The organism is Rossellomorea sp. NPDC077527, from assembly GCF_044542955.1.
GTDB classification, from domain to species: Bacteria; Bacillota; Bacilli; order Bacillales; family Bacillaceae_B; genus Rossellomorea; species Rossellomorea aquimaris_E.
The window spans coordinates 791,518-817,253 of the sequence record NZ_JBITVL010000002.1 but is presented as its reverse complement, the minus strand read 5'-3'; the positions used below and the strand labels follow the sequence as shown (position 1 = coordinate 817,253).

At 43.1% G+C, this 25,736-nt stretch carries 21 protein-coding genes; 15 read left to right on the top strand and 6 right to left on the bottom strand.

What is annotated here, in order from left to right; all coding sequences use genetic code 11:
- Positions 1 to 290: 290 nt before the first annotated feature.
- From ACIGG7_RS09370 to megL, 3 genes are all read left to right on the top strand, one after another.
- Positions 291 to 893 carry a hypothetical protein gene (locus ACIGG7_RS09370; RefSeq protein ID WP_224939578.1) on the top strand — a complete coding sequence of 201 codons (603 nt, stop codon included), beginning with the start codon at positions 291 to 293 and terminating at the stop codon, positions 891 to 893.
- Between the two features lie 41 nt (positions 894 to 934).
- On the top strand, positions 935 to 2,749 hold the full coding sequence (locus tag ACIGG7_RS09365) for a sensor domain-containing diguanylate cyclase (RefSeq protein ID WP_397549587.1): 1,815 nt from the start codon (positions 935 to 937) through the stop codon (positions 2,747 to 2,749).
- A gap of 329 nt (positions 2,750 to 3,078) precedes the next feature.
- On the top strand, positions 3,079 to 4,260 hold the full coding sequence (megL, locus tag ACIGG7_RS09360; RefSeq protein ID WP_224939580.1) for a methionine gamma-lyase: 1,182 nt from the start codon (positions 3,079 to 3,081) through the stop codon (positions 4,258 to 4,260).
- 79 nt (positions 4,261 to 4,339) lie between these two features.
- Here megL and ACIGG7_RS09355 read toward each other — a convergent pair whose 3' ends face one another.
- Positions 4,340 to 5,374, bottom strand: coding sequence for a metal ABC transporter substrate-binding protein (locus tag ACIGG7_RS09355; protein WP_397549586.1), 1,035 nt, complete (start codon positions 5,372 to 5,374; stop codon positions 4,340 to 4,342).
- Between the two features lie 352 nt (positions 5,375 to 5,726).
- On the opposite strand from ACIGG7_RS09355, the gene ACIGG7_RS09350 reads away from it, so the two are divergent.
- From ACIGG7_RS09350 to ACIGG7_RS09340, 3 genes are all read left to right on the top strand, one after another.
- On the top strand, positions 5,727 to 6,908 hold the full coding sequence (locus tag ACIGG7_RS09350) for a GTP-binding protein (protein WP_397549585.1): 1,182 nt from the start codon (positions 5,727 to 5,729) through the stop codon (positions 6,906 to 6,908).
- A gap of 171 nt (positions 6,909 to 7,079) precedes the next feature.
- The gene (locus ACIGG7_RS09345; RefSeq protein WP_224939583.1) at positions 7,080 to 8,093 is read left to right on the top strand and encodes a permease; all 1,014 of its coding nucleotides are present in this window, start codon (positions 7,080 to 7,082) and stop codon (positions 8,091 to 8,093) included.
- 13 nt (positions 8,094 to 8,106) lie between these two features.
- Positions 8,107 to 9,006, top strand: a complete 900-nt coding sequence (locus ACIGG7_RS09340; RefSeq protein ID WP_397549584.1) for a TIGR03943 family putative permease subunit — start codon at positions 8,107 to 8,109, stop codon at positions 9,004 to 9,006.
- A 55-nt stretch (positions 9,007 to 9,061) separates the two neighbouring features.
- On the opposite strand, the gene ACIGG7_RS09335 is transcribed toward ACIGG7_RS09340, so the two are convergent.
- Together ACIGG7_RS09335 and ACIGG7_RS09330 are read right to left on the bottom strand one after the other, a co-directional pair.
- Positions 9,062 to 9,703 carry a phosphatase PAP2 family protein gene (locus ACIGG7_RS09335; RefSeq protein WP_397549583.1) on the bottom strand — a complete coding sequence of 214 codons (642 nt, stop codon included), beginning with the start codon at positions 9,701 to 9,703 and terminating at the stop codon, positions 9,062 to 9,064.
- 203 nt (positions 9,704 to 9,906) lie between these two features.
- Positions 9,907 to 10,392, bottom strand: coding sequence for a GAF domain-containing protein (locus tag ACIGG7_RS09330; protein WP_224939586.1), 486 nt, complete (start codon positions 10,390 to 10,392; stop codon positions 9,907 to 9,909).
- A gap of 284 nt (positions 10,393 to 10,676) precedes the next feature.
- On the opposite strand from ACIGG7_RS09330, the gene refZ reads away from it, so the two are divergent.
- On the top strand, positions 10,677 to 11,330 hold the full coding sequence (gene refZ / locus ACIGG7_RS09325; RefSeq protein ID WP_224939587.1) for a forespore capture DNA-binding protein RefZ: 654 nt from the start codon (positions 10,677 to 10,679) through the stop codon (positions 11,328 to 11,330).
- A 42-nt stretch (positions 11,331 to 11,372) separates the two neighbouring features.
- Here the strand turns inward: refZ and hisJ are convergent, their stop codons facing one another.
- Positions 11,373 to 12,167, bottom strand: a complete 795-nt coding sequence (hisJ, locus tag ACIGG7_RS09320) for a histidinol-phosphatase HisJ (protein WP_397549582.1) — start codon at positions 12,165 to 12,167, stop codon at positions 11,373 to 11,375.
- A 587-nt stretch (positions 12,168 to 12,754) separates the two neighbouring features.
- On the opposite strand from hisJ, the gene ezrA reads away from it, so the two are divergent.
- On the top strand, positions 12,755 to 14,449 hold the full coding sequence (gene ezrA, locus ACIGG7_RS09315; protein WP_224939589.1) for a septation ring formation regulator EzrA: 1,695 nt from the start codon (positions 12,755 to 12,757) through the stop codon (positions 14,447 to 14,449).
- A gap of 62 nt (positions 14,450 to 14,511) precedes the next feature.
- On the opposite strand, the gene brnQ is transcribed toward ezrA, so the two are convergent.
- Entirely contained in the window at positions 14,512 to 15,852 is a 1,341-nt protein-coding gene (brnQ, locus tag ACIGG7_RS09310) for a branched-chain amino acid transport system II carrier protein (RefSeq protein ID WP_397549581.1), read from the bottom strand.
- A gap of 330 nt (positions 15,853 to 16,182) precedes the next feature.
- On the opposite strand from brnQ, the gene ACIGG7_RS09305 reads away from it, so the two are divergent.
- The 6 genes from ACIGG7_RS09305 to rarD all read left to right on the top strand — a co-directional run bounded on the left by ACIGG7_RS09305 (position 16,183) and on the right by rarD (position 23,533).
- Complete coding sequence (locus ACIGG7_RS09305) at positions 16,183 to 17,334, top strand: cysteine desulfurase family protein (protein ID WP_397549580.1); 1,152 nt, start codon at positions 16,183 to 16,185, stop codon at positions 17,332 to 17,334.
- Complete coding sequence (thiI, locus tag ACIGG7_RS09300; RefSeq protein WP_397549579.1) at positions 17,331 to 18,542, top strand: tRNA uracil 4-sulfurtransferase ThiI; 1,212 nt, start codon at positions 17,331 to 17,333, stop codon at positions 18,540 to 18,542. Before ACIGG7_RS09305 ends, thiI begins: the two co-directional genes overlap by 4 nt.
- Before the next feature lie 86 nt (positions 18,543 to 18,628).
- A complete protein-coding gene (locus ACIGG7_RS09295; RefSeq protein ID WP_034765764.1) occupies positions 18,629 to 18,832 on the top strand; it encodes an alpha/beta-type small acid-soluble spore protein in 204 nt (67 codons plus the stop codon).
- A gap of 423 nt (positions 18,833 to 19,255) precedes the next feature.
- The gene (gene mbcS / locus ACIGG7_RS09290; RefSeq protein ID WP_397549578.1) at positions 19,256 to 20,839 is read left to right on the top strand and encodes an acyl-CoA synthetase MbcS; all 1,584 of its coding nucleotides are present in this window, start codon (positions 19,256 to 19,258) and stop codon (positions 20,837 to 20,839) included.
- A gap of 114 nt (positions 20,840 to 20,953) precedes the next feature.
- Positions 20,954 to 22,543 (top strand): amidohydrolase, encoded by a 1,590-nt coding sequence (locus ACIGG7_RS09285; protein ID WP_397549577.1) that lies wholly within the window; start codon positions 20,954 to 20,956, stop codon positions 22,541 to 22,543.
- A gap of 75 nt (positions 22,544 to 22,618) precedes the next feature.
- Entirely contained in the window at positions 22,619 to 23,533 is a 915-nt protein-coding gene (gene rarD, locus ACIGG7_RS09280; protein WP_397549576.1) for an EamA family transporter RarD, read from the top strand.
- A 237-nt stretch (positions 23,534 to 23,770) separates the two neighbouring features.
- On the opposite strand, the gene ACIGG7_RS09275 is transcribed toward rarD, so the two are convergent.
- Positions 23,771 to 24,571, bottom strand: coding sequence for an NAD kinase (locus ACIGG7_RS09275; RefSeq protein ID WP_397549575.1), 801 nt, complete (start codon positions 24,569 to 24,571; stop codon positions 23,771 to 23,773).
- A 153-nt stretch (positions 24,572 to 24,724) separates the two neighbouring features.
- On the opposite strand from ACIGG7_RS09275, the gene sppA reads away from it, so the two are divergent.
- Positions 24,725 to 25,735, top strand: a complete 1,011-nt coding sequence (gene sppA / locus ACIGG7_RS09270; RefSeq protein ID WP_397549574.1) for a signal peptide peptidase SppA — start codon at positions 24,725 to 24,727, stop codon at positions 25,733 to 25,735.
- Position 25,736: the final 1 nt, after the last annotated feature.

The following is a 25,736-nucleotide window of genomic DNA, read 5'->3' as shown; positions in this document are numbered from 1 at the left end:
TGTAAAATAAAAACACCTGTGAATAAACAATTATGTGCATTTTGTTTTCATGTACCTTCGCCCTAGCAGCAGAGGGTTACAAGATACACCTCAACGTAGAGGAACAAAATACGACCATAAAGGACTTCACTGAAGCTGCATTATTTTACACAAAGAATATTATATGACGCGATAGATTGGAAGTCAAGAGAGTATTTCAAATTTCCTTGAAGTCTAAAAACAAAATAGTCCATAAGTCATTTGTTGTGATATAATGAAAGAAGAAAATTATGTTAAATAGGTGAGCAGATTTGCAAGAATCAAAGAGAGAGAAACGTCTTCGATTTCTATTGATCGGTCTGTGTCTCCTGGTCGTTTTGGGAGGATTCCTATACTCCTCCAACTCATCAAAAAAAGTTGATGGGAAAACATCTTCCATTCAAGCCGAAGTCCTGTCCAAAGGCAGCGAAACAGAGAACCCTGTCATCGCGGTGGCGAAGATGGTCGAGGAGCAGCCGGTTCTTGTCATATACGAACTTGATCGAAATAACCAATTTTTCTTTAAGGTATTACATAGCGTATCGTTACAGAATACAGTGAAAACAATGAGCATTGCAAAGGAACATAATGGAATCTGGGTCCAGTTGGAAGAGAAGAACTGGGTGTTGTTTTCCGAATCTTTGGAGGTTTTGCAAGAAAGGGAGGATGGCCCATCATCCGTTACGACAAGTCGGCATCCTTTTAATATAGAAGAAGACGGATTCATCGGCATTCCCCGGGATGAAGGGGAATCACTCCGACTAAACCTATCAAATAGAAGCGGGAAACCGAATGATATTCATTCTTTATCAGTAGACGATTCAATATGGATGGTTGTCTTTCAAAAGGATCTGGTATTGGCCAGGAGCCAATGAAGTAAATCGTTTCACAAACCTTTCAGGTGTGGGTGAGAAATATGTACGTAATTCAACATGCTTTGCACGAATACAAGTCAAAGCTATTCGATTTAATATATGAAGAAATGTCGTCGGAGGTAGATCAGTCTGTTCAATTGCAGAAGTGGCTGACGGTTGTGAAGGACTGCCTCGGGATCGATCGGGCTTTTTTATATTTTTATTCAGGCTCGACTTATTTCCTGTATCATCCCGATCAGAATTCGGAGGCTCCCTTTACACTTGCTGAAGTGAAGGAGGAGTATATTCTCCGTCCCATTTCAATAGAAAAAAGGGACCGCTCATCCATTAAGTTCCACTTTACGAAAAAGGATGGAAGTCCACTGGCGATCCTTTTAGTGAAAAAAGAGGATACAGGCGAGTGGACAGATGAAAACTGGATGCATTCTTTTTGGAAAGTGAGCAATCAGTTTTTACAGCATATTGGGGGTATCCAGACCGTACTGGAAGACGAAAGGAGATATCGGGAACTATTCAAAGTGACGGAGATTTTCCATTCAACCAGGGATGTGCGCACGCTTCTCGTACAGATCATCGAGACGCTGAGAGAGGTATTCCCGGTAGATGAGTTCCACTTATTATTGTCGAATGACCGGTATGAGTTCGGGGAACTCCCTATTAAGAATTTCGACTTTGAGGAAGCAAACGAATCAGCCATGCAGGCATTTGTGAATGGAAGCATCGAATCAGGGGAAGAGGATGTCCTGTACGCACCTTTAAAAGGAAAGCAGGGGATTTATGGGGTCCTTGAAGTGAAGTCCGTGTCCCATGACACTTTTACAGATCATAAGATTGAGTTCATTCGCCTGCTTGCGTATACGGCGGGGAGTGCCCTGGAGAATGCCAAACTCTATGAACAGTCGAAAAGGCTCATCACCGATCTTCAACTCATCAATGAAACGTCCCATCAATTGAATCTGAATTTACGGTTGTCGGAAACCGTCATGTTCTTAAAGAAACAGATTAAACGTTCTTTTCAGGCATCCGCCATTGGATTTGTACTCCTGAAAAAAGGGGAGTACACCATTATGGACGAAAGCTCGTCTATCTTTTTTGAAGAAAAAGGCAGGAACTATATTTCGTACGTAAAGCAACGCATCGAAAAGGAAAGGGATGCCATCTTTTTAGGAGATGTCAGCGACCGATTCGAAAAGGCAGACTTCCCTTCGATCATGGCCGCTCCCATGATCCAAAATGAAGCCCTGATCGGATTCTGTGTGGTTCTGCATAAAGATCCTTATATGTTCTCTTTCGATATGTATAAGCTTCTGCAGTCGTTCATCCATCATTCGACCCTTGCCATCACCAATGCCACTCTTCGTGAAAAACTTGAGCATATGGTCATCACTGATCATATGACCAAATTATTCGCGCGGAACTATTTGGATGACACAATGGAAATCTCCATGAATCAGGATGAACTGGGTACATTACTACTGATTGATATAGATGATTTCAAATCAATCAATGACACGTATGGCCATCAAATTGGTGATGAAGTAATCATCGAAGTGGCAAACCTGATCAAAGGCATTGTCAGTCATCATGGCTTTGTTGCCAGATGGGGAGGGGAAGAATTGGCGGCCTATCTCCCTTCCATCGGACGTGAAGAGGGCCTTGAAATCGCCCGGCGCATCATAAAAGAAGCCCCTCTGAAAACCGATCCATCCGTCACCCTGTCATGCGGCTTATCCATTTGGAGAAAGAAGGATGACACATGTCCGAAGTCCGTGAAGGAACTAGTGAAAAAAGCGGACGAAGCGCTCTACCTTGCGAAGAATAACGGAAAGAACCAGGTAGTGAAAGATTGTGATTGAGATTATGCTAAATAAAGAATGAATCGGGAAGAGCCATATTTGGTTCTTCCTTTTTAATTAGCTCATCATGAAAATTGGTGTTTAAAAGCACCGAGACACAGTAAATGTAACTAACTGCATTGCTTTTTAGGTATAGGAATCGATCGCCGGTTGCGGAAATCAACCAACTCCTCGCTACATAAGTAGCAGTGTTGACAAATCAGTTTTAAATGAAAAACACCACATTTCCCTTTACCACTTTAATGTAACCGCTTTCTTTTTCTCCGTAGTTATCATATTCTAGAATAGTAGTTACTTAGACTTAAAGGGAATACTGGGAGGAATACTGAATGAAAGAAGAGAAACGTTTTGAAACACGGGTGATTCACGAGGGGTATCAATCGTCTCAACATTTTGATAGTTTAGCGCCCCCTTTATACCAAACTTCAACTTATACCTTTGCAAATGCGAAACAAGGGGAAAATCGATTTGCAGGTGAAGAAGAAGGATATATATATTCAAGACTGGGAAATCCGACGGTATCCATTTTGGAGGAAAGGATGGCTTCATTGGAAGGCGGGGAAGCTGCTCTTGCCTTTGGTTCCGGTATGGCGGCTGTCAGCGCGGTTCTGTTTTCGCTGACAAAATCAGGGGATCATATCCTATGTTCTCAAGGGGTGTATGGATGTACGTTCGGTCTTCTTGAGCTCCTTCAAGAGAAATTTGCCATAGGGCATGATTTCTCTTCCATGGATACAGAGGAAGAAATCCGGGGGAAAATAACGGAAAACACAAGCTGCATTTATGTGGAAACTCCGATCAACCCGACTATGCAGCTCATTGATCTTGAGCTCGTTGTGAAGGTTGCGAAGGAAAAGGGGATTCCAGTCGTAGTGGATAACACATTCTGTTCTCCGTATCTTCAACGTCCGCTTGAGCTAGGGTGTGACATTGTCATCCACAGCGCAACGAAATATATCGGTGGGCATGGGGATGTTGTTGCAGGTCTTGTCGTCGGCTCGCAGGAGAAAATGGCGGAAATCCGGATGACCACTCAAAAGGATATCGGTGGAATCATTTCTCCTTTCGATGCATGGTTATTGCTTAGAGGGTTAAAGACATTGGCCGTGCGCATGGACCGACACTGTGATAGCGCTGAGAAGATTGCCGATTTATTAGCGGGACATCCCGCGGTAGAAACGGTCATCTACCCTGGACATGCCAATCACCCTCAACATGGGGTCATGAAGAAACAAATGAAAAAACCGGGCGGGATGATTTCCTTTACGCTGAAAGGCTCAAAGGAAGAAGCGCAGAAGTTCATGGATGATCTTGACATGATCAAAATCGCTGTCAGTCTTGGCGATGCTGAAACATTGATCCAGCATCCCGCGACGATGACTCACGCCGTCGTGCCTGAAGAGTCTAGAAAGAGCATGGGAATCAATGATTCTCTTCTGAGGCTCTCCGTGGGACTTGAAGCACCTGAGGATATTTGGAATGATTTATCCCAGGCGTTGGATAAGGCGTAAGGCAAAGTGGAAGTAGCCTAAATTCTATAAATGAAACAAGCGCGTGCCACACACAGGCACGCGCTTGTTAACGTTCAAATCATTCATCATTCATTGCTTGATCGAGGGTCTTTAGGTTTTTCTTCATCAATGTCATGTAGTTTTCACCGTTTTTAATGTCCGATTCTGTTAATACAGAAAGGTTATGAATTTTTAATGGCTTTGCATTGATTTCTTTCTGGATGATCTCAGCAACCCGAGAAGTGACGTTTTGTTCAAAAATCACATAATGAATAGAATGCTCTTTGGCGGTTTCGATGATTTCCTTCAATTCTTTCTGGGAAGGCTCGTCGGTAGGAGAGAGTCCGGCAACAGCCAGTTGTTCAATTCCATAGGCGTCCTCCCAATACCCATATGCAGCATGGGAAACAAGGATCTCTGGATGGTCACTTTCTTGAGCCAATGATTTAAATTCAGCATCAATACTCTCTAAATCTTTTTTTAAATCGTTGAAATTCTGGTTAAATGCATCTTTATGTTCTGGTTGAAGATCAATCAGAGCGTCACGGATATTCTCGGCCAATCCAATGGCACGGTTTGGATCTAACCAGACGTGTGGATCATAATCCCCATGATGATGTTCCGCTTCATGACCGGTATCGTCCTCTTCGTCGTGTTCCTCTTCATGATCGGCATCGCTCTCTTCGTGATGTTCCTCTTCATGATCTCCTTCTTCAGAGTGATCATGAGAGCTTGCGATGACATCGACTCCCTTTGTCGCCTCTACCATGATTGTATCCTCGTTTTCTAGGGATTTAGTGATTTTTTCAGCATAAGACTCCATCCCAAGGCCGTTATAAATAAACAGATCTGATTCTGCGATGCTTATCATATCTTTAGAGGTTGGTTCAAAGGTATGGGCATCAGAACCAGGGGGAAGCAGGGACTCTACCTTTACGAGATCGCCTCCAATACGTTCGCAAAAATATTGAAGGGGATAGAGGGAAGTCATGATGCTTATTGACTCTTCAGCATCAGAATGACTGCCGTTATTCCCTGTGGTTTTAGCCTGATTACAGGCAGAAAGAAACATGGATAAAATTAGAACAAGTGAAATGAATAGGTATTTTTTCATCGTTAACTCCTTTTTAATGATTTCACACACTACTTTATCGTAATCATTCCGTTTTGTAAATAAGAATGATTACGATTTGTTTTGAAATTTTCATTGCACAACGATCATTCATGTGTTTAAATACATTTAGTACTTATAAAACGAAATCGTTACGTTTTGTGAAGGGTAGTAGTAATTTTTTTAAAAGGTTCATAGTTGTGGGGAGTATTCATGGATATTCAATCGTTACATAGCGAGTAGGGAATCGGTCCAGTCTCACGGAATATTTTGGGTGTAAGGAGAGTAGCCATAAGAATCATAGCCTGTTTAAATCGTAACGATTTTGATTTAAATATGGGAGGATTGTTAAAGCATGAAAGTACCAGTAACAGTATTAAGCGGTTATTTAGGGTCAGGAAAGACGACATTATTAAATCATATTTTACATAATCGGGAAAATCGGAGAATTGCGGTTATTGTGAATGATATGAGTGAGGTGAATATTGATGCAGCTCTTGTCAAGAGCGGGGGTTTTACCAGGACGGAGGAAAAATTGGTGGAGCTTCAAAATGGTTGTATCTGTTGCACGTTAAGAGAAGATTTAATGATAGAAGTAAAGCGGTTGGTCGATCAGGGGGATATCGATTATATCGTCATTGAGTCCACCGGGATTTCTGAACCGATCCCAGTTGCCCAAACCTTCACGTATTTGGATGAAGAAATGGATATTGATCTTACGAGTAAAACAAGACTGGATACGATGGTGACAGTCGTGGACGCCAATCGTTTCTGGCACGACTTTGCCAGTGGAGAAACCTTGCTGGATCGTAAGCAGGCAACAGATGAGGGAGATACAAGGGAAGTAGTGGATTTGCTTATAGATCAAATTGAGTTTGCCAATGTGGTGGTGTTAAATAAGATTGATTTAGTAGAAGAAGTGGATGTTATCGAATTAACAGCTATTCTTCAAAAGCTGAACCCTGACGCAAGGATCATTCATGCTACGCACTCCAATATACCATTACACCAAGTACTGGATACCAAATTGTTCGATTTTGAAAAAGCAAGTCAGGCAGCCGGTTGGATAAAAGAATTACAAGAAGAACACACTCCTGAAACCGAGGAGTATGGTATTTCTTCCTTTGTGTATCGTCGAAAGAAACCATTTCACCCCGAACGATTCATGAGATGGATGAAGGAATGGCCTGTTGATATCGTAAGGGCAAAAGGATTCTTTTGGCTACCAACCCGAAACGACATGACCGGTTTATTATCCCAGGCAGGACCATCGATTATCATCCAGGGAGCTGGGGAGTGGGTGGCTGCTTACCCTGAACAGGAAAGGAAAGAAATTTTGGCTGAAGAAATAGAATTAGCGGAAAAATGGGATCCGAAGTATGGCGATCGAATGAACGAAATCGTTTTTATCGGTCTAGAGATGAACAAAGAAGAAATAGAGAAGTCATTAGATCATTGTTTGTTAACGGAGAGGGAAATGGAAGAGGATTGGACTGCATTCAAAGATCCGATTCCTGCATTTATAGTAGAAGGTTAATTGAAATTCACCGTGCCATTATGTTGAAGTTGATCTTCAGTTACATAAAAATGTACGGATTTTATAAAAACATCAAAATATGAATCATAAAGTAAATCAAGAAAGAATAGAAGTAATGCAAGAGTTAAAACGGAATGATTACGTTTAGTGAGAGAGGAGGTTTTATGTTCTTTGAATAAATTAAAAAAGGTAGGACAGGACCTGACGGGTCTATTCCTTTTTACTCTGATCATCGGATTGTTTTTAGGCGGTGAATGGATTAAAGGATGGGTACCGGATGCTTTATTAGGAAGTTCTTTGGTTAATGTCATCACCATCTTCTTAAGCATCCTATTAGAGGCCATTCCGTTTATATTAATTGGAGTTTTTGCATCGGCACTGATACAAGTATTTGTTTCTGAGAGTTTATTGCAAAGGCTGGTTCCGAAGAGGTATCCGTACCTGGCCCTGTTCCCTGCGGTTTTAGTAGGTGCCCTGCTGCCGGTTTGTGAGTGTGCCATCGTACCAGTGGCCAGAAGGCTGATCAAGAAAGGGATGCCGACACACCTCGCCATCGTCATTATGGTGACGGCTCCGATTCTGAATCCGATCGTTCTGATTTCGACCTACTATGCGTTTCAACATAATCTTACCGTTGTCATTGGAAGAATGTTGATTGCGTTCGTCGTAGCGCTTATCATTGGGGCATTATTGTACAAGCTATTTGGCAGGCAGAATCCTCTTAAACAAAGTAGCCGCGATCATGAGCACCATCATCACGACCATGATCATGACCATTCAAGCAATAAATTAATGGAAACACTGGTTCATGCCAGTGATGAATTTTTTGATATGGGTAAATTCTTAATCATCGGTGCTTTATTGGCAGCCGTGTTTCAAACGTATATCGATCGTGAAGCCATTGTGGCATTAGGCTCCAACGATTGGGCAGGACCTGGGGTTATGATGGGGTTTGCATATGTTATGTCGCTATGCTCTGAAGCCGATGCATTCGTTGCTTCTTCATTTGGTAACCTGTTTTCAACTACGTCCCTCCTTGCGTTTCTTGTATACGGTCCGATGATCGATTTCAAAAATACTTTATTGATGCTTGCCTATTTTAAAAAGCGATTTGTCCTATTATTTATTGTAGTCGTCACTGTTACCGTTTATCTCAGTATATTGGTTACTCAATTTTGGTTATAGGGAGGGATAGTAAGTGAATTCATCCGTTCGATTTCATACGTATTTACGGGGAATTATATTACTTGGCTATGCATTACTGCTGCTTAAACTATTTTTAACCTTCAATCTTCAGTACTTCATAGCCCCGAAAATGAATGGATATATGTATTTTGCATTGGGAGTGTTTCTTTTATTGGGGGCCATTCAGGTCATTCGTGGAACGTCCTCGAATATGAAGAGTCATTCATGTGATTGTGAAGGACATGAGATGCCGAGAGGGGTCATGAAGTCTTTCATGATCTACACCCTGTTTGTTTTCCCTATCGTTCTTGGTTTCCTACTGCCTGATAATGTACTCGACAGTGCTGCAGCGGCGAAAAGAGGGGTAAAGATCGGAAATACGATGTTTTCTACGCCACCAGCGATTGGAAATCAATCCGAAAATAGCGAGGAGCCAAAGAAAGATTCCAAGCAAGGTTTGCAGCCAACGCTGGATTCATATGAAGACTTCCCGGTTGAGAAAGACTTTGATAAGCTCAAAGACATTGTCAGGAGTAAAGAGAAAATCATCGTGCGGGATGAACAGTATGTTCAAACGCTCAGTATAGTAGATGAAAAGCTCGATCAGTATGTTGGAAAAGAAGTGCAGCTGACAGGATTCATTTATAAAGATGAGGGCTTTGAGAAGAACCAGGCGGTCATTTCAAGATATGTTGTATCTTGCTGTGTAGCGGATGCATCTGTCTACGGTTTATTGGTTCAGGATCAGGACATGGCAGCATTGGAACCAGATACGTGGGTTAATGTAAGTGGAATCATTGATGCCGTGGATTTCAATGGTCGAACCATGCCGGTCATTACGAATCCGGTGTTTGAAAAAGTCGAACAGCCAGAGAATCCATATGTGGAAGAGTTTTATATCAAAATCGAATAGTCGATAAAAAACAGGAAGGTCCCGCGATAGAATGGGACCTTCCTGTTTTTGAATTTTATTCTTCTAGATAGGCTTGCTTTGATTTCTTCGCACTGACCCCATAAAGCTCAAACATCATACCGTAGATGAACACAGTCAAGAAAACCGAGCTGACCATGTCGAGAACGAAATGCTGTTTTACAAAAAGGGTCGACAGGATGATCAACGATCCCATGATCGGCACAAAGACAGAGTGGAATAGGTGTTTATCCCTAATGTTGAAATTGCCGAGAATGATGGCGAATGTCGTTAAGACATGGATGCTTGGAAACGCATTATATGGCTGATCATGACTGTAGATCATCCGGACGAGGTCGACAAATAAGCCGTCTCCCGTAAGTTCCGGGCGGGGGACCGTGGTTTGAAAATAAAAGTAGATCACAAAACAAATCAATTCACCGATGACAATGATGCCAAGTGTTTTAAGGAACGTCTGGACGTCTTTAAACCAAAAATAAAAAAGGTATCCTAAAATAAAGGCGTACCACAAAATATACGGCACAATGAACGCCGGTACGAACGGAATCCATTCGTCGAGTGTTGTAGACAGAATGACCGCTTCACGGGCATCCGTATTCAATAGTGTGTACAGATAGCCTAATGCCGGCATCACCAGCAGAAATAATAAATAGGGTAAGTCTTTTTTCTTTTCACTCATACTACACCTCTTTTTACCCGTACTCTATTCTGGATATTGTATGGGATAATCCAGTGTAAAGTTCTCATGTACGTTACTCTTTTCCCTATTATGGAAGGAGGAAAACGTGAACTTTTTAACAAGTCACCGAATTTCTTCCAGTAAAAAAAGACCCTGCCGGTAACGTTGTATCCCGGCGGGGTCTTTCTTAAAAAACATCTAAATTAAATATGTCTTAACAGCTCGTCCACAAAGATTTCTAAATATTTCTGATCTTCTTCATCAAATCTAGCTTTTTCAGGACTGTCGATATCCAGGACGCCGATCAGTTTCCCTTCCTTCACAAGAGGAATGACGATTTCCGACTGTGAGGCAGCGTCACATGCGATATGGCCAGGAAATTGATGGACATCCTCGATTCGAAGCGTCTTTTGCTCACCTGCAGAAGTACCGCATACTCCTCTTCCTAAAGGAATCCTTACACATGCAGGGAGTCCTTGGAAAGGCCCGAGTACCAGTTGATTGCTTTCTTCTTCATATAAATAAAATCCAACCCAGTTGATGCGATCCATAAATTGATTCAAAAGGGCGGAAGCATTGCTCAAATTCGCGATTTGATTTGGCTCACCTTCTAATAAAGCCTTCAATTGTTTTGTAACAAGTCCAAAGCCCTGTTCCTTTGTACCTTGATATTTTTCTGCTTGAAACACTATAAACTCCCCCAATTCTACAAAATGTGAGTTATTTCATGTCAAAATGTTTCCGCAAAGCCTCCGAGCAACAAATCCTGTCGAGAAATACTTAAAGGAAATCCATGCGAAAACACGAATTCTTTGTGTAAACAAATGATAATAGAAATATCTATTGAACCATTTTTAGCATAATTCTTCATAACCTTCAATGATTTCGTTTCTTTTTTCTGATGAAGTTTTTATATATTCACTCTCGCCACTGTTTTTTTCATTCGCCTATTATATTCGAAAGAAGGGGAAATATGAAAAAACTAGATACCTCCAAGTCGACGAAAGAGTCCATTTTTAAAGCGGCAGTGTACCTTTTTTATGATCATGGTTTTGATGGGACGTCCGTCAGGGATATTGCGAAGAGGGCGAACGTAAATCCAGCAACGATTTCCTATTATTTCAAGGGTAAGCAGGGGATATTGGAAGCGTGCTTCACCCATTTCTTCGAGCCGTATTTACGCTTTCTGCAGGAAGAGGTGGAAGCGTTGAATTATGTCAGTGCCGATCTCTGCCTGAAACGGGCGGTCTACAAAATACTGAAATTCCAAAGTGAAAATCACCAATTGGCACGTTTCATCTGGAGGGAAGTGTCTATCGATTCACAGGTTGTTCGTGAAATCATTTCTTCCTATTTAATGAAAGAAAGGCACTACATGAAACGTCTGTTTGAACAAGGAATGAAGGACCATGCATTGAAGAAACAGCCGGTGAGCTTTCTCGTGATCCAGCTTAAGTCGATGCTGACGATGCCGTTTCTTCACAGTCAGCAATTAAGGGAAGTGTGGCAGATGTTCCCGCAGGAATATTACTTTATCGATCAATATTATAAGAACATTGATCAATGGATTGATCTCCTCCTCGTATCTGAAGCGAAAGAGGTCATGAAGAAAGAGCTTATCATTTGAATGAAAAGAACTCTTCTCCGTTTGAAGAAGAGTTCTTTCACTTTATAAATCCATATCGGCTCTACCCTGATCAAGGCCGTTCGACGTGTGAGCATCAGAACCATAGACCGTTTTGATTCCCAACGCACGGGCTTTTTTCACGATTTCCAGTGGCGGATAGGACTCACCGCAATAAGGCTTTACAAATCCTGCCCCATTATAGTCTAGCTCAAGATCTCTATCGGCCACTTCCCGAAGGATGATCGACATTTCATCCGAGAACGAATGGGAAGCTGGGTATAGCTGCTGAAATTTCTTTACAAGGGTAGTGTGCCCGATTCTCTTAGGTTTAAATTCGCCTAAGTCGGCCCGAATGGATTTCAGTACCGTCTCATAATAACGTGAATAAATCGCATCAACCGACCCGTAATAACCAATCATCGAATGAAACACGTCTGGGCTGAAATCCAGGCAGTCCCACTTTCCTTCATGCTGTAAAAAATGGACAGAAAGAATGCTATCATCCATCCGAGCTCCGTAGGTTGCAAGAAATTCCTTTGTTTCATGTTCGAATCCTTCAATATAATCAACCTCAAGCCCCGAGCGGATGATGATCTTGTCTTTATATTTTTCCTTCAACATGTCCAGTGCATCGAAATAATCCGTAAGGCGGGTCAAATCCATTCCACTGTCCTGATCAGGCGTCGTATCCGAGAAACCTTCAGGCAGCGGAGCATGCTCCGTAAACGTTATGGCAGTATAACCAAGAGAAATCGCCCTCTCAACATACATCTCAAAAGAATCCGTACTTCCATGCGGACAAAAAGGCGTATGAACATGCCCGTCGACTTTTATCATGAGACTTCACTTCCTTTTGCTATAAATTTATTCTGTTAAAAGAAAAAGAACAGAGATTTAGTGAAGATGATAGGAAATAAACTCTCAAATCACGGTAAGAATTATTTCCTTATATTAAAGAGATTATAGATTCTAAAAAGGTTGATTGAAGCGGAAGGTGCTCGACTCCTGCGGGAAAATAGAAAAGCGGAAGGGCTTTGCACAGGGGCGACAAGCATAAGACGAGTCTGCCGGAAAGGCGTTTTTTCCTTTTTGGCAGACTTGGCTTATGACCTCGAGCCCCTAAGCCCTGCAGCTGGACATCTTGAAAGCAGGAGGAGGCTCACCGCCAGCCCCGCGGAAAGCGAGCACCTGCAGCGGAAATCAACCAGCACTTGCTAATAAAAAGGTGAACATTTGGCATCAAACAAAATAATCATGTCCATTTTCTTTTGAATTTGCTAAAATTGACGTTTTATCACTGAAAAATTAGAAATTAATAGTCAAAAAATGTCGTTAACATGGTATCATTATAACAATGACAAATTATTAATGAAACATTCACATTCATATAGATGTCTACTGAATAGTTGAACAGGGGGCTTAAGATGCAATACGTCATCGCTGGAATAATACTTATCTTAATCGTATTCCTTATCGGATTTATCTCTAGAAAGAAATATTACGCTGAAATTGATCGCTATGAAGCCTGGAAAATCGATATTATGAACAAACCGGTTTCAGACGAGCTTTCCAGAGTAAAGCAACTGAATATGACGGGTCAGACAGAAGAATTGTTTGACGGCTGGAGACAGGGATGGGATGAGATTGTTGCTGTGCAGCTTCCTGAGGTTGAAGAACTACTATTCGATGCAGAAGAGTACACCGATAAATTTCGATTTACTAAAACCAAAGAGGTCCTCGCCAAAATCGATCAGGTTCTGACCGAAACCGAAGAGAAGATTGAACAGATCCTGAAAGAACTGAATGAACTGGTCGGCAGTGAAGAAAAGAACCGTGAAGAAATTCAGGCTCTTCAGGAAGAATTCCGAAACAGCAAGAAGCAGCTCCTCGCGTATCGACATACATACGGTCAAACGGCTAAGCACATAGAAAATCTCCTCGATCAACTTTCTGAACAAATCAATGAATTCAATGATCTGACTGAACAGGGGAATTATCTTGATGCACGGGAAATCGTCCTTAGCCTTGCAGAGGAATTAAAAACAGTTTCCTACAAGATGGAGACAGTGCCGAAACTGATCACCGACTGTGAAAATGTCCTGCCTTCCGAACTGTCCGAGCTTGAGGCTGGATATATTGAAATGAAAGATCAGGGCTATATCCTTGACCATATTGAAGTGGACAAAGAAGTGGCATCCTTAAATGAAACGCTACAACAATTCAACAAGAATCTTGAAGAGCTTCAGGTAGAAGAAGTAGAAGCGGGCATACAGGAAATCAAAGTCAAGGTCGAGAACCTCTATGATTTACTGGAGAAAGAAGTTCATGCCAAGCATTTTGTAGAGCAATATAGAGACCAAACGACTGAAGGGCTGATCAAGGCCAAAGAAGATAATGATGACATTCAATCGGAAGTAAGCATCGTGAAACAAGGGTATCATCTTCATGATACAGACCTTAGTACGCCGAATGAGATCGATAAGAAAATCATTCAGCTTTCTAAGCGTCATGAAATGCTGATGCAAAAAGAAGAAACGAATGCTACCGCGTTTTCGAATCTGAGTGATGAATTGAAGGAAATCAGAAATGGACTCGAAGAGCTGAATCAGCAGCAGAGTGAATTCTCCGGCTATCTGCAGAATCTTCGGAAAGATGAATTAGCCACTAGGGAGAAAATTCAGGAACTCAAGAAGAAGGTTGCGGAAGCAAGCCGCATGCTCTCAAAGAGCAATGTACCTGGATTACCGGCTGATTACAAAGATCTTCTGGATGAGGTACACCGAAAGATCGAACAGGTGAATGCGAGCCTGACGGAAAAGCCTTTAAATATGAAGTTCGTACAGGAAACATTACTAGGGGCCGAAGATACCGTCGATCATTTCTATACGAAAACAGGAGACCTGATCGAGAATGTCCTCCTATCGGAGAAAATCATTCAATACGGCAATCGTTACCGCAGCAAATACAGCTCCGTACGTGAAGGGCTTCAGACGGCTGAAGAAGCATTCCGTCAATATGATTATCGAAAAGCACTGGAAGAAGCGGCCACAACCATCGAGAAAGTGGAGCCGGGCGCTTTGAAGAAGATCGAGAAAATGATGGATCTTGAGAGTGAATGATAAATAAAAGGACTGATGTAGTTTTATCTACATCAGTCCTTTTTTTCGTAAAGTGACGGAAATCAGCTTGCTTCGATTGTCCGTTTTGTTTGTCCTGCAAGTGCGGCAATGATGAATCCGATGATGGCCCCGATCATGGCCGGAACGATCCAACCGATTCCTTGTGTATAGAATGGCAGGAATTCTAGTGATTGACTGACAGCTGTCACATCGACGCCAGCCGTTTTGATGCCATCAATCAAACTGATCAGTCCAGTTGGAATCAAAGCACCCACATAAACGAGGGAGTAGCCGTTAAATCCATTGTGCATGAACGATAGAAGTATCAAGACGATGGCCAATGGATAAATGAAGATCAACACAGGTAAAGATACAGCAATCAACTGAGTCAATCCGATGTTGGCAATGATCATACTGAATGCAGAGATGATGATGACCAGTTTCGGATAAGATACTGGAAGGATCTTCGCGAAATACTGTGAACATGCAGAAACAAGTCCGACGGATGTCGTAATGCATGCAAACGTAATCGCCAGTCCAAGGATGATCGTACCCATCGATCCGAATAAATGGCTTGCTGCAGCGGAAAGAATCGCTCCACCGTTGGCTTGGGCACCGATGGAATCCGTGCTGCTTGCACCGATATAGCTTAAGGATAAATAAACAAGAGCAAGTCCGGCAGCCGCGATGAATCCAGCGATGATCGTGATGCGAGTCAAACTGGATTTACTTGTGATGCCGCGGTCTTTAATGGAGTTGATCACCACAATCCCGAACACAAGGGCTGCGATCGTATCCATCGTAAGGTATCCATCAATGAATCCCTTGAATAATGGACCATCCTGATACGCTTCGTGAGGTGCACCGAAATCCCCCATCGGACTGATGATACTTTTAACTACCAAGATGGTCAGGATCACAATCAGGGATGGTGTCAGGATCTTCCCGATTCGGTCCACGAGCTTAGATGGATTCATCGCAAGCCATGCCGTCAATCCAAAGAAGATGATCGTGTAAATCAGTAAAGGAGTGCCGTATTTCGCTGTTTCTTCCGGTAAGAAGGGAATGACCCCGATTTCATACGCCACAGTACCGGTACGTGGAATTCCAAAGAACGGCCCGATGGCCAAATACATAACAATGGTAAAAATAAGTCCGAAAAGCGGGTGTACCCGGTTGGCAAGGGTTTGGAGGTCACCTCCGGATTTCGCAATGGCGATGACGCCAAGTAAAGGAAGGCCTACTCCCGTTATAAGAAAGCCAAGAATCCCCGTCCATACATGTTCTCCTGCCTGTTGTCCCAGAAATGGTGGGAAAATCATATTCCCGGCACCTAGGAATAGAGCGAAGAGCATTAATCCGATCGTTAAGATCTGGCTAAATGATAGCGCTTTCTCGTTCATATATACCCCTCCGTTTGTAATCGTTATCATAAGCAAAAGATATCGTATCATAAGTGTATAGAAAAATGTCGAAATACTAAATAGTCTTGCAATTTAGTATATTTAAATAACTTCTGCTCTTATTTCCTTTTAGATTCTCGCAAAAATCCTGTCACTTTTCAATAATAATTTTTGGAAAATGAAAAATAATTTATTGTGAACCATTTGTTGGATTCTGTTTCTACTATAATTTATCCCTCAGCCGAAATGAATTTCATTTGGGATAGGGATGATTTATGGTAAGATTAGTGATTGAGTAAAGTCAGTGTCATGTAGAAGAAGGTGTATACGTTGATTTATTTTGATAATAGTGCGACAACCAAACCATATAAGGAAGTCCTGGACACGTTCCTAAAGGTAAACGAAAGCTATTATGCCAACCCATCTTCCATCCATTCATTCGGTGGCCGGGTGGAAAAGTTAATTCAACAATCAAGGGAGCAGGTCGCTTCTCTATTAGGTATAAAGGCAAAAGAAGTATTTTTCACCTCTGGAGGAACTGAATCAAATAATCTTGCAATAAAAGGAACGGCTCTCCAATACGGTCACAGAGGGAAACATATCATTACGACCAATATCGAGCATCCTTCCGTCATCAACGCGTTTAAGCAATTGGAAGCATTCGGGTATAGCGCGACGTATCTGGATGTGGATGACCAAGGCAAGGTCCGTCCCTCCGACGTGGAAAAAGCGATACAGGAAGATACGATCCTCGTTTCGGTCATGCAGGTCAATAATGAAATCGGAAGCGTGCAGCCCATCAGGGAAATTGCGAACATCCTTAAACAACATCCAAGGATCCTTTTTCATGTCGATGCTGTTCAGGCATGCGGGAAAGTCCCTCTTATTCTCGACGAAAAGCTTATCGATTTATGCAGCATTTCCGCTCATAAAATCCATGGTATCAAAGGGACCGGTATGCTATTTGTAAGGGAAGGGCTTGAGCTCTCGCCAATCCTTTCTGGTGGGGAGCAGGAAGGAAACCTTCGCAGTGGTACGGAAAACACAGGTGGAATCGTATCCTTTGCAAAGGCACTCAGGATGCATACAGAAGAAAGTAAACAGAAGTTGGTTATAATGGAAGAAAACCAACAATTTCTTAGGAGAGAGTTGGAGAAAATCGAGGGTGTGACGATTCATACACCAATAAATGATCACGCTCCACACATTTTGAATTTTTCAGTTCGGGATTTTAAAGGAGAAGTGCTGATCCATGCCATGGATCGTCATGAGGTGTATCTCTCGACAACAAGTGCCTGCTCATCAAAGCAAAGTAAACCGAGTCAGACGCTTTTATCCATGGGAGTACCGGACAGCCTTGCAAGCAATTCCATCCGGATCAGCCTGTCGTTCCATAATACAATAGAAGAATGCAGAGAATTTATTACATTACTCAAAAATGAAATAGATTTATTACAACACACAATGAGGAGATCAAGATGAAATATAATCGCATACTCGTAAGATATGGTGAAATTTCAACCAAAGGACGAAACCGTAAAATGTTCACGGCCAAGCTTCGTGAAAATATACTTCAAGCATTAAAGGATTTCCCGACGATTTCCGTTTCAGCGAGCAGGGATCGCCTTCATATCCAATTGGGAGACGAAAACGGGGAGGAGATCATTCCGAGACTCCAGAAGATCTTCGGAATCCAGTCATTCAGCCCTGTCGTGAAAGTCCCTCAGGACATAGAGGAAATCAAGAAATCGGGACTGGCCCTCGTCGAAAAGAGCTTTTCACCCGGAACAACCTTTAAAGTCTCTGCCCGTAGAGCCGATAAAAAGTTTGAACTGGATACCAATGAACTGAATTATGAGGTTGGATCCTACATTCTTCGCAACCTGGACGGACTCAAGGTGGACGTGAAGAATCCCGATATCCAGCTCAATGTAGAAGTACGAAAAGAAGGCGTCTATCTTTCCTCTGAAATTTACCAGGGATCCACCGGGATGCCAGTCGGTGCCAGCGGGAAAGCGATGCTTATGCTTTCTGGAGGAATCGACAGCCCCGTAGCAGGTTACCTTACGATGAAAAGGGGAGTGGAAATCGAAGCGGTCCATTTCCACAGCCCGCCATTTACAAGTGAACGGGCAAAACAAAAGGTCATCGATCTTTCGAAGAAGCTGTCTGCTTTTAGTGGAAAAGTGAAGCTGCACATCGTCCCGTTTACGAAGGTGCAACAAACGATCCATGATCAGGTCCCGGAAAATTACACCATGACGTCGACGAGACGAATGATGCTGCAGATCGCGGACGCCATTCGTGAGAAGAATGAAGGACGCGCGCTGATCACCGGCGAAAGCCTCGGTCAGGTGGCAAGTCAAACGCTTGAAAGCATGGAAGCAATCAACGCTGTCACCAATACACCCGTATTAAGACCGCTCATTGCCATGGACAAACTGGAAATCATCGATATCGCCCAAAGAATCGGTACCCATGACATTTCCATTCTTCCATACGAAGATTGCTGTACGATCTTCACACCGCCGGCTCCAAAAACGAGACCAAAAAAAGAAAAAGTGGAGTATTATGAAAGCTTCGTTGATTTCGAATCTCTACTTAAAGAAGCAGTAGACGGTACAGAAACGATCACAATCGACGGTTCAACGGGTTCAGAGTCAGAAAAAACCTTTAACGAATTACTCTAAAAATTTAGGATAATTTACCAACGATATTCCTTGTATGAAGCCATGTGTTTTTACACATTCTATATTCAACAAGGAGGTGAAAACACATGGCAAACAACAGTTCAAATCAATTAGTAGCTCCAGGAGCTCAACAAGCAATCGACCAAATGAAATACGAAATCGCTTCTGAATTCGGAGTACAACTTGGTCCAGATGCAACAGCACGCGCTAACGGTTCTGTAGGTGGTGAAATCACTAAACGTTTAGTTCAAATGGCTGAACAACAAATCGGTGGCGGATACTCTAAATAATTAAATACAATGGCTACAAAGGAGCGGGATTCCCGCTCCTTTTCTATTTTTTATACAAAATACTTTAAAGCAGCGAGTAGTGGTTGATTTCCGCTGCAGGTGCTCGCTTTCCGCGGGACGTGAGTTGATCCTCCTTGGACTAGCACCTTCCGCTCCAATCAACTTTCCAAGTGTATTCTTATACTCACTCCAATTACATCATTTTTAGAGATTGAAGTGATCTGTGTTAGCTACTTGTACTAATGCTTTTTCTTTATTGTTTTTTTAAAAAAGCTGAAAATAATTGCACCATACCCATATAGATATGCTCCCTTTGTCGAATAAACTCACATTTTGAAGGTAATCGAATATAACCAAACAATTTAAAAAATTTAAATTATTTTGTATAATAGAGAAGAATCGACAAACAAGGGGGAGTCAGAAGTGAAGAGGGAAGAATTGATTGCACCGGAAAAATACAATCTGGTAGAGGAAGTAGAGAAGTTTGCAAGCGATCAAGAGAAGCTTGCAATCAAATGGGAGAATGAAGAAGGAAATAAAGAAGACATTACATATGCGCAATTATTGAAAAATGTAAATAAAGTTGGAAACGTTTTCTTGGGGACGGGTCTTGAAAAGGGAGATGTCATCCTTGTCATGGTTCCACGTCTGATCGAGGCGTACGCCGTATATCTGGCCGCATTAAAATCCGGGCTCGTGGTGATTCCTAGCTCTGAAATGCTTCGTACGAAAGATCTGGAATACCGCATCGATCATGGAGACGTAAAGGGGATCGTAGCTTATTCGCCATTCGTAGAACAGTTCGAGAACGTAAGGGGTATGGAAAACCTGAAGAAGTTCGTAGTGGGTGAAAAACAGGAGGGCTGGATTGCAATTCGAGAAGAGATGAAATCCGCTTCTGACGAATTAGCCTTCGCTGATACAAAACGTGATGACATGGCGTTCCTTTCTTACACATCAGGAACGACGGGGAATCCCAAAGGAGTTGTACATACTCACGGATGGGCATACGCTCATTTAAGAACAGCAGCTCGTGAGTGGTTATGCATTGAAGAAGGTGACACAGTATGGGCGACGGCAGGTCCTGGCTGGCAGAAGTGGATCTGGAGTCCTTTCCTGTCTGTCCTTGGTTCAGGAGCTACCGGGCTTGTCTATCAAGGGAAGTTCGACCCTAATAAATACCTTCAGATGCTTCAGGATAATCAAGTCAATGTTCTGTGCTGCACCCCGACGGAGTATCGTCTGATGGCAAAAGTGGATAACCTGGGAACTTATAACCTTGATCACCTGCACAGCGCCGTTTCGGCAGGAGAGCCGTTAAACAGGGAAGTCATCGATGCATTCCAGCGACATTTCCAGATCGAAGTCCGTGATGGATACGGGCAAACCGAAAACACGCTCCTTGTTGGAATTATGAAGGGCATGGAACTGAAGCCGGGATCCATGGGGAAACCGACACCAGGAAACCGTGTTGAAATCATCAATGAGGAAGGCTATCCATGTGAAGTAGGTGAAGTAGGGGACATCGCGGTTCACGTAGAAACACCTGCCCTGTTCAAAAATTATTATAAAGATCCTGAACGCACGGCCATGCAGTTCAGGGGAGATTATTATATTACTGGAGACAAAGCTAAGAAGGATGAAGACGGCTACTTCTGGTTCGAAGGCCGCGGAGATGACATCATCATCAGCTCAGGTTACACGATCGGACCATTCGAAGTGGAAGATGCACTGGTCAAGCATCCATCCGTACAGGAATGTGCCGTTGTTGGAAGCCCTGATGAAGTAAGGGGATTGATCGTAAAGGCATTCGTCGTATTGCGCGAAGATGTGGATCAAGGAGATCCCGAACTGATCCCTTCCCTTCAAGAGCATGTGAAAAGCTTGACGGCACCTTATAAATATCCGCGTAAGATTGAATTTGTGAAGGAACTGCCGAAAACGACGTCCGGTAAGATTAGAAGGATCGAGCTGAGACAAAAGGAATTAAGTTCAGTGAAAAACTGATCACCGATAGGGAGCCTATAAGGCTCTCTATTTTTATGGTTTTTTTCATTTCAGAATTTTTCTATAATATGATACATTTGAGCAATAGACTTTTATGAAAGAAGGAAATGCATCATGGGTACTTTATGGAAAAACGGAACCATCTATACAATGCAGCAAGAAGGTCATCAAGTGGAAGCGGTCTATACGGAAAATGGCCATATCAAAGGATTAGGCACTTCTGATGAATTGGAGCAGAAGTTTACGATTGATACAGTGGTGGATCTAGATCAGAAAGTGATGTTCCCTGGATTTGTCGATAGTCACATGCATCTGATCGGTCACGGTGAAACGTTGATGAGGCTGGATCTTTCCAGTATGAACAGCAAGCGTGAAGTACTGGACGCTATTACGGAAAAAGCTGATGGACTGGAAAAGGGGAAATGGATCATTGGGGAAGGCTGGAATGAGAACCTGTGGAGTGATGCGGCCGTATTGACGAAACAGGAGATTGACGCAGTCGTCCCGAATCATCCGGTTCTATTGAAGCGGATCTGTCGCCATGCCATGGTCGTAAACTCGCTGGCACTGATGAATGCCGGAATCGATGAACACACTGCGAATCCTGCAGGGGGGCTAATCGAAAAACATGATGATGGAACGCTCAATGGATTATTAAAGGATAAGGCACAGGACCTGATGATCGATGCCCTGCCGCCCATCTCATCCGAGTATCTCGTCGAGGCCCTGACAAAAGGGATCGAAAGCTGCTGGGAACACGGATTGGTCGGTGGCCACACCGAGGATTTGAGTTACTACGGAAACTTCAAGAAAACGTATAATGCTTTTCTTGAAACCGTCAGCGATAAGAAGTTCAGGGCCCATCTCCTTGTCCATCATGCAGTGATTGAAGATTGGAAGGAAGATGGCCATCACTTCCTTGGAGGAAATGAATTCATTGAATTCGGTGCCATGAAAATTTTCGCAGACGGAGCTTTAGGTGGCAGAACGGCGCTCCTGAGCTATCCGTATGCCGATGATCCAAGTACGCACGGTGTCAGCATCCACACAAACGAAAGGCTTCTGGAACTTGTGAAAAAGGCAAGAAAGTACGAATTGCCGATCGCGGTCCATACAATCGGGGATCAAGCCTTTGAAAATGTTGTGGATGCAATACTAGAGGCGCCATCCGTTCATAATAGACGCGACCGTCTCATCCATGCCCAGATCCTTCGTAAAGAATTGATCGAGAAAATCAAAGGGCTGCCACTCATCCTTGATATCCAACCGAGATTTGTGGCGTCGGATTTCCCATGGGTGATCGACCGGTTAGGGAAAGAAAATATGAGGTTTAACTACGCATGGAAAACACTCCTGGAAGAAGGGATCCCATGCGCCGGCGGATCGGATGCACCAATCGAACCGATCAACCCGCTCTGGGGCATCCATGCAGCCGTCACCCGTACCAACCCGCTGGATCCTGATAAAACCGAGTATAGACCTGAGGAAAAGCTCACCATGTATGAAGCAATATCCCTTTTTACAAAAGGAAGCGCGTATGCCTGTCACCATGAAGACGATCGTGGAGAGATCAAGGAAGGCTACACGGCCGATTTTACCGTATTGGATATTAATCCATTCGAAGTGGAAGAAGATCAATTACTCGGCAAAGTCGTCGACATGACCATCGTGGACGAAACCATCGTATATAAAAAAAATAAATAATCGTTGCCCCCAAAACTATTCACCGATATAATGGAGATATTTCGGGAATAGAAATAGTTTTGGGGGTGTTTTTTTATGAAGCAAGATCAAGCCGGAATCCTGTATACGGCCTTTTCCTATTTTCTGTGGGGGATCCTGCCGATCTATTGGAAATGGCTGAATCATGTATCAGCAAATGAAATCCTCGCCAATCGCATCTTCTGGTCATTCTGGTTCATGCTCCTCTTCTTGTTCGTCAGCAAGCGTTGGAAGGACTTTACCAGCTATTTAAAAACATCACTGACGAAAAAGAAGCAGCTATTCGCCCTGCTGCTTGCTTCATTATTGATCAGTACGAACTGGTTCATCTATATATGGGCCGTGAATACAAACCAGATGGTCGAAGCAAGTCTAGGTTACTATATTAATCCTCTGGTCAGCGTCCTGTTGGGCGTATTCATCCTGAAAGAAAGCCTGTCCAAGGCTCAAATCGTTTCATTCGGATTAGCAGCTATCGGTGTTCTGATCCTGACGATTTCATACGGGGAATTCCCCTGGATTGCCATCGGACTCGCCTTCTCATTCGGACTATACGGCTTAGCCAAAAAGCTCATCCAGGTCGAATCATCCATCGGACTCACACTTGAAACGATGACCATCGCGCCGATCTCCTTGATCTACCTAGGCTACATGTACAACGAAGGAACCCTTTCCCTTTTCCATGTATCGGGAGGGACGGACCTCTTACTCATGGGAGCAGGGGCTGCAACGGCGATCCCATTATTGTTCTTTTCAAAAGGCGCACAGCAGATTCCTTTATATATGGTCGGCTTCTTACAATACATCGCACCGACGATCACCTTGATCCTCGGCATCTGGATGTATCACGAAGAGTTTTCGATGACCCATCTCGTTTCATTCATGTTTATCTGGCTGGCATTGACGATCTTTACCGTTTCGCGGGTGCAGTATGCAAGGAAGCGGAGGAGAGAGGCTAGGTTGTCGGCATAATGAAGAACGCTCCAGTTTTAGAACTGGAGCGCTTTTTTGGTGTGCGATTTAAATGGAGATGGTGGAAGTGGCACGAGTTTGGCGTTAAGTGGCACAACAAACGATTAAAGTACCGCAACACTCATTCAAAGTGCCGCAACAATAAGCCGAAGTGCCGCAAAACCCGTTCAAACTGCCGCAATCCAACCAAAATTCAGCACAAACTAACTCATTTGCAACCGCCACACCCCTCAAAACCTATAAAAACGACCGCTTCACTTTCTCCCAGAACGAATTATCCTTCAATTTCACCGTTTTAATAATCTTATCACTCAATTTGGCTTCGACTTTTTCCACATGCTGAATGCTTAATGCTTCATTGTCCATTCCCATTGCTGGATAATCGTTTCCGTCTTGGACGATCTTCAGAACCAGGCGGCGCTGACCGCTGACAATGAAGGAAGATCCAAGGGTACGATAACGGTTATTGTTCAGGGAAGCCATTTCGCTCACCTGAATGCAAGGGAGCATCGGATCGACGACGGCACCGTTGACGGATTTATTGTAAGCAGTGCTTCCCGTCGGGGTGGCGAAAATCATGCCGTCGCCTCTGAATGTTTCGAAATGTTTGTCGTCGATGAAGACGTCCATGACGAAGGTCTTGATGATACCGGAGCGGATGCTGAATTCATTCAGGCAGTGAAAGGATGTCTGATTATCGACGGTCACTTCGATGGTCGGATATTTGCGTACTTCGATCTGCTCGGTTGTCATGGCTTCGATCATCTTGGATATGTCATTAATATGGAAGTCACAGTACATACTCAAGGTGCCGCCTGTTGAAATGCCCGCATACAGGCAGTCTTGTCTGAAACCGGTTTGACGGACGGCCTGCAGGAAGGTTCCGTCGCCTCCGATACTGACAATGATATTAGCGGTTTTTGGGGATTCGACAATATTGAAATCATAACGCCTTGCCAATTCAAACAATTGATCGAGCTTTGTCTGCATTCCTTCTTGTTGCAGTGCATAGAAATAAATATTTCGACGGTTACTCATAGTATGTACCTCCCAGATAGATAAAAGATAATTTTTCCAATTTCCATCAAGTTTTGCTAGAATCTAACTTAGTGAATATTCTATCATGTTTACGCGTGAGAATGATATTCATATCCTTACATAAGATAGGGTAAACAAGGGAGGAATATACAGATGAATGCAAAAAGGTGGACGGCATTAGGAATCGCTGGTGGATTATTCTTTGTTTCAGTAATCGTCAACTTTGCGACCTCTGCTGTGACAGGTGATGTGAATCAAGCATTTGAAGACATGTTCGGAGGGACGGACACCCCTTTCTCTGAAAAAATCATCGATGAAGGAAATGCGAACAAACGGATCGCGGTCCTTGAAGTGGAAGGTGTCATCCAGGATACGGGCGGGGCAAGTTCCTTATTTGAAAGCCCGGGTTATAACCATGAGCTTTTTATGGATAAACTCGATGCCGTTGAAAAAGATAAATCCGTTAAAGGGATCATTTTGAAAGTGAATTCTCCAGGCGGCGGAGTGGTGGAAAGCGCACAAATCCACTCGAAGCTGGTCGAGATCATGGAAAAGACGAAGAAGCCGATCTATGTATCAATGGGCGGCACGGCAGCTTCCGGAGGCTATTACATATCGGCACCGTCTACAAAGATCTTCGCCAGCAAAGAAACGCTGACAGGTTCTCTTGGTGTGATCATGCATAGCATCAACTATTCAGAACTCGCAGAAAAATACGGAGTTGATTTTGTCACAATCAAAAGTGGACCGTATAAAGATATCATGAGTCCAACACGTAAGATGACCGATGAAGAACGTAAGATCATTCAATCCATGATCGACAATTCTTATGAAGGCTTCGTGGATGTCATTGCGAAAGGCCGTGATATGTCGGAAGCGGATGTCAAAAAGATCGCAGACGGACGTGTGTATGATGGGATCCAGGCGAAGGAAGTCAATTTGATTGATGAATTCGGTTATGTGGAAGACACGATTGAAGCGATGAAGAAAGATTATAAACTAAAAGATGCACAAGTATTTGAATACAGTGCAGGTGACCCTTTCTCTGAATTCTTCAGTATGGGTGCAAAGAAAATGATGGGTCAGGATATGGAAGCAGCGGCACTGATGAAGCTTCTTTCGCATCCGAATTCTCCACGATTGATGTATCTATACTCTGAATAAG

Bases quoted from the DNA above. Each gene is read 5' to 3' on its own strand.
- hisJ (WP_397549582.1), bottom strand. From the start codon at position 12,167: ATGATAAAAGTCGACGGGCATGTTCATACGCCTTTTTGTCCGCATGGA.
- sppA (WP_397549574.1), top strand. From the start codon at position 24,725: ATGAATGCAAAAAGGTGGACGGCATTAGGAATCGCTGGTGGATTATTC.
- ACIGG7_RS09355 (WP_397549586.1), bottom strand. From the start codon at position 5,374: ATGAAAAAATACCTATTCATTTCACTTGTTCTAATTTTATCCATGTTT.
- refZ (WP_224939587.1), top strand. From the start codon at position 10,677: ATGAAAAAACTAGATACCTCCAAGTCGACGAAAGAGTCCATTTTTAAA.
- brnQ (WP_397549581.1), bottom strand. From the start codon at position 15,852: ATGAACGAGAAAGCGCTATCATTTAGCCAGATCTTAACGATCGGATTA.
- ezrA (WP_224939589.1), top strand. From the start codon at position 12,755: ATGCAATACGTCATCGCTGGAATAATACTTATCTTAATCGTATTCCTT.
- ACIGG7_RS09350 (WP_397549585.1), top strand. From the start codon at position 5,727: ATGAAAGTACCAGTAACAGTATTAAGCGGTTATTTAGGGTCAGGAAAG.
- ACIGG7_RS09365 (WP_397549587.1), top strand. From the start codon at position 935: ATGTACGTAATTCAACATGCTTTGCACGAATACAAGTCAAAGCTATTC.
- ACIGG7_RS09275 (WP_397549575.1), bottom strand. From the start codon at position 24,571: ATGAGTAACCGTCGAAATATTTATTTCTATGCACTGCAACAAGAAGGA.
- rarD (WP_397549576.1), top strand. From the start codon at position 22,619: ATGAAGCAAGATCAAGCCGGAATCCTGTATACGGCCTTTTCCTATTTT.
- thiI (WP_397549579.1), top strand. From the start codon at position 17,331: ATGAAATATAATCGCATACTCGTAAGATATGGTGAAATTTCAACCAAA.
- ACIGG7_RS09335 (WP_397549583.1), bottom strand. From the start codon at position 9,703: ATGAGTGAAAAGAAAAAAGACTTACCCTATTTATTATTTCTGCTGGTG.
- megL (WP_224939580.1), top strand. From the start codon at position 3,079: ATGAAAGAAGAGAAACGTTTTGAAACACGGGTGATTCACGAGGGGTAT.
- ACIGG7_RS09285 (WP_397549577.1), top strand. From the start codon at position 20,954: ATGGGTACTTTATGGAAAAACGGAACCATCTATACAATGCAGCAAGAA.
- ACIGG7_RS09295 (WP_034765764.1), top strand. From the start codon at position 18,629: ATGGCAAACAACAGTTCAAATCAATTAGTAGCTCCAGGAGCTCAACAA.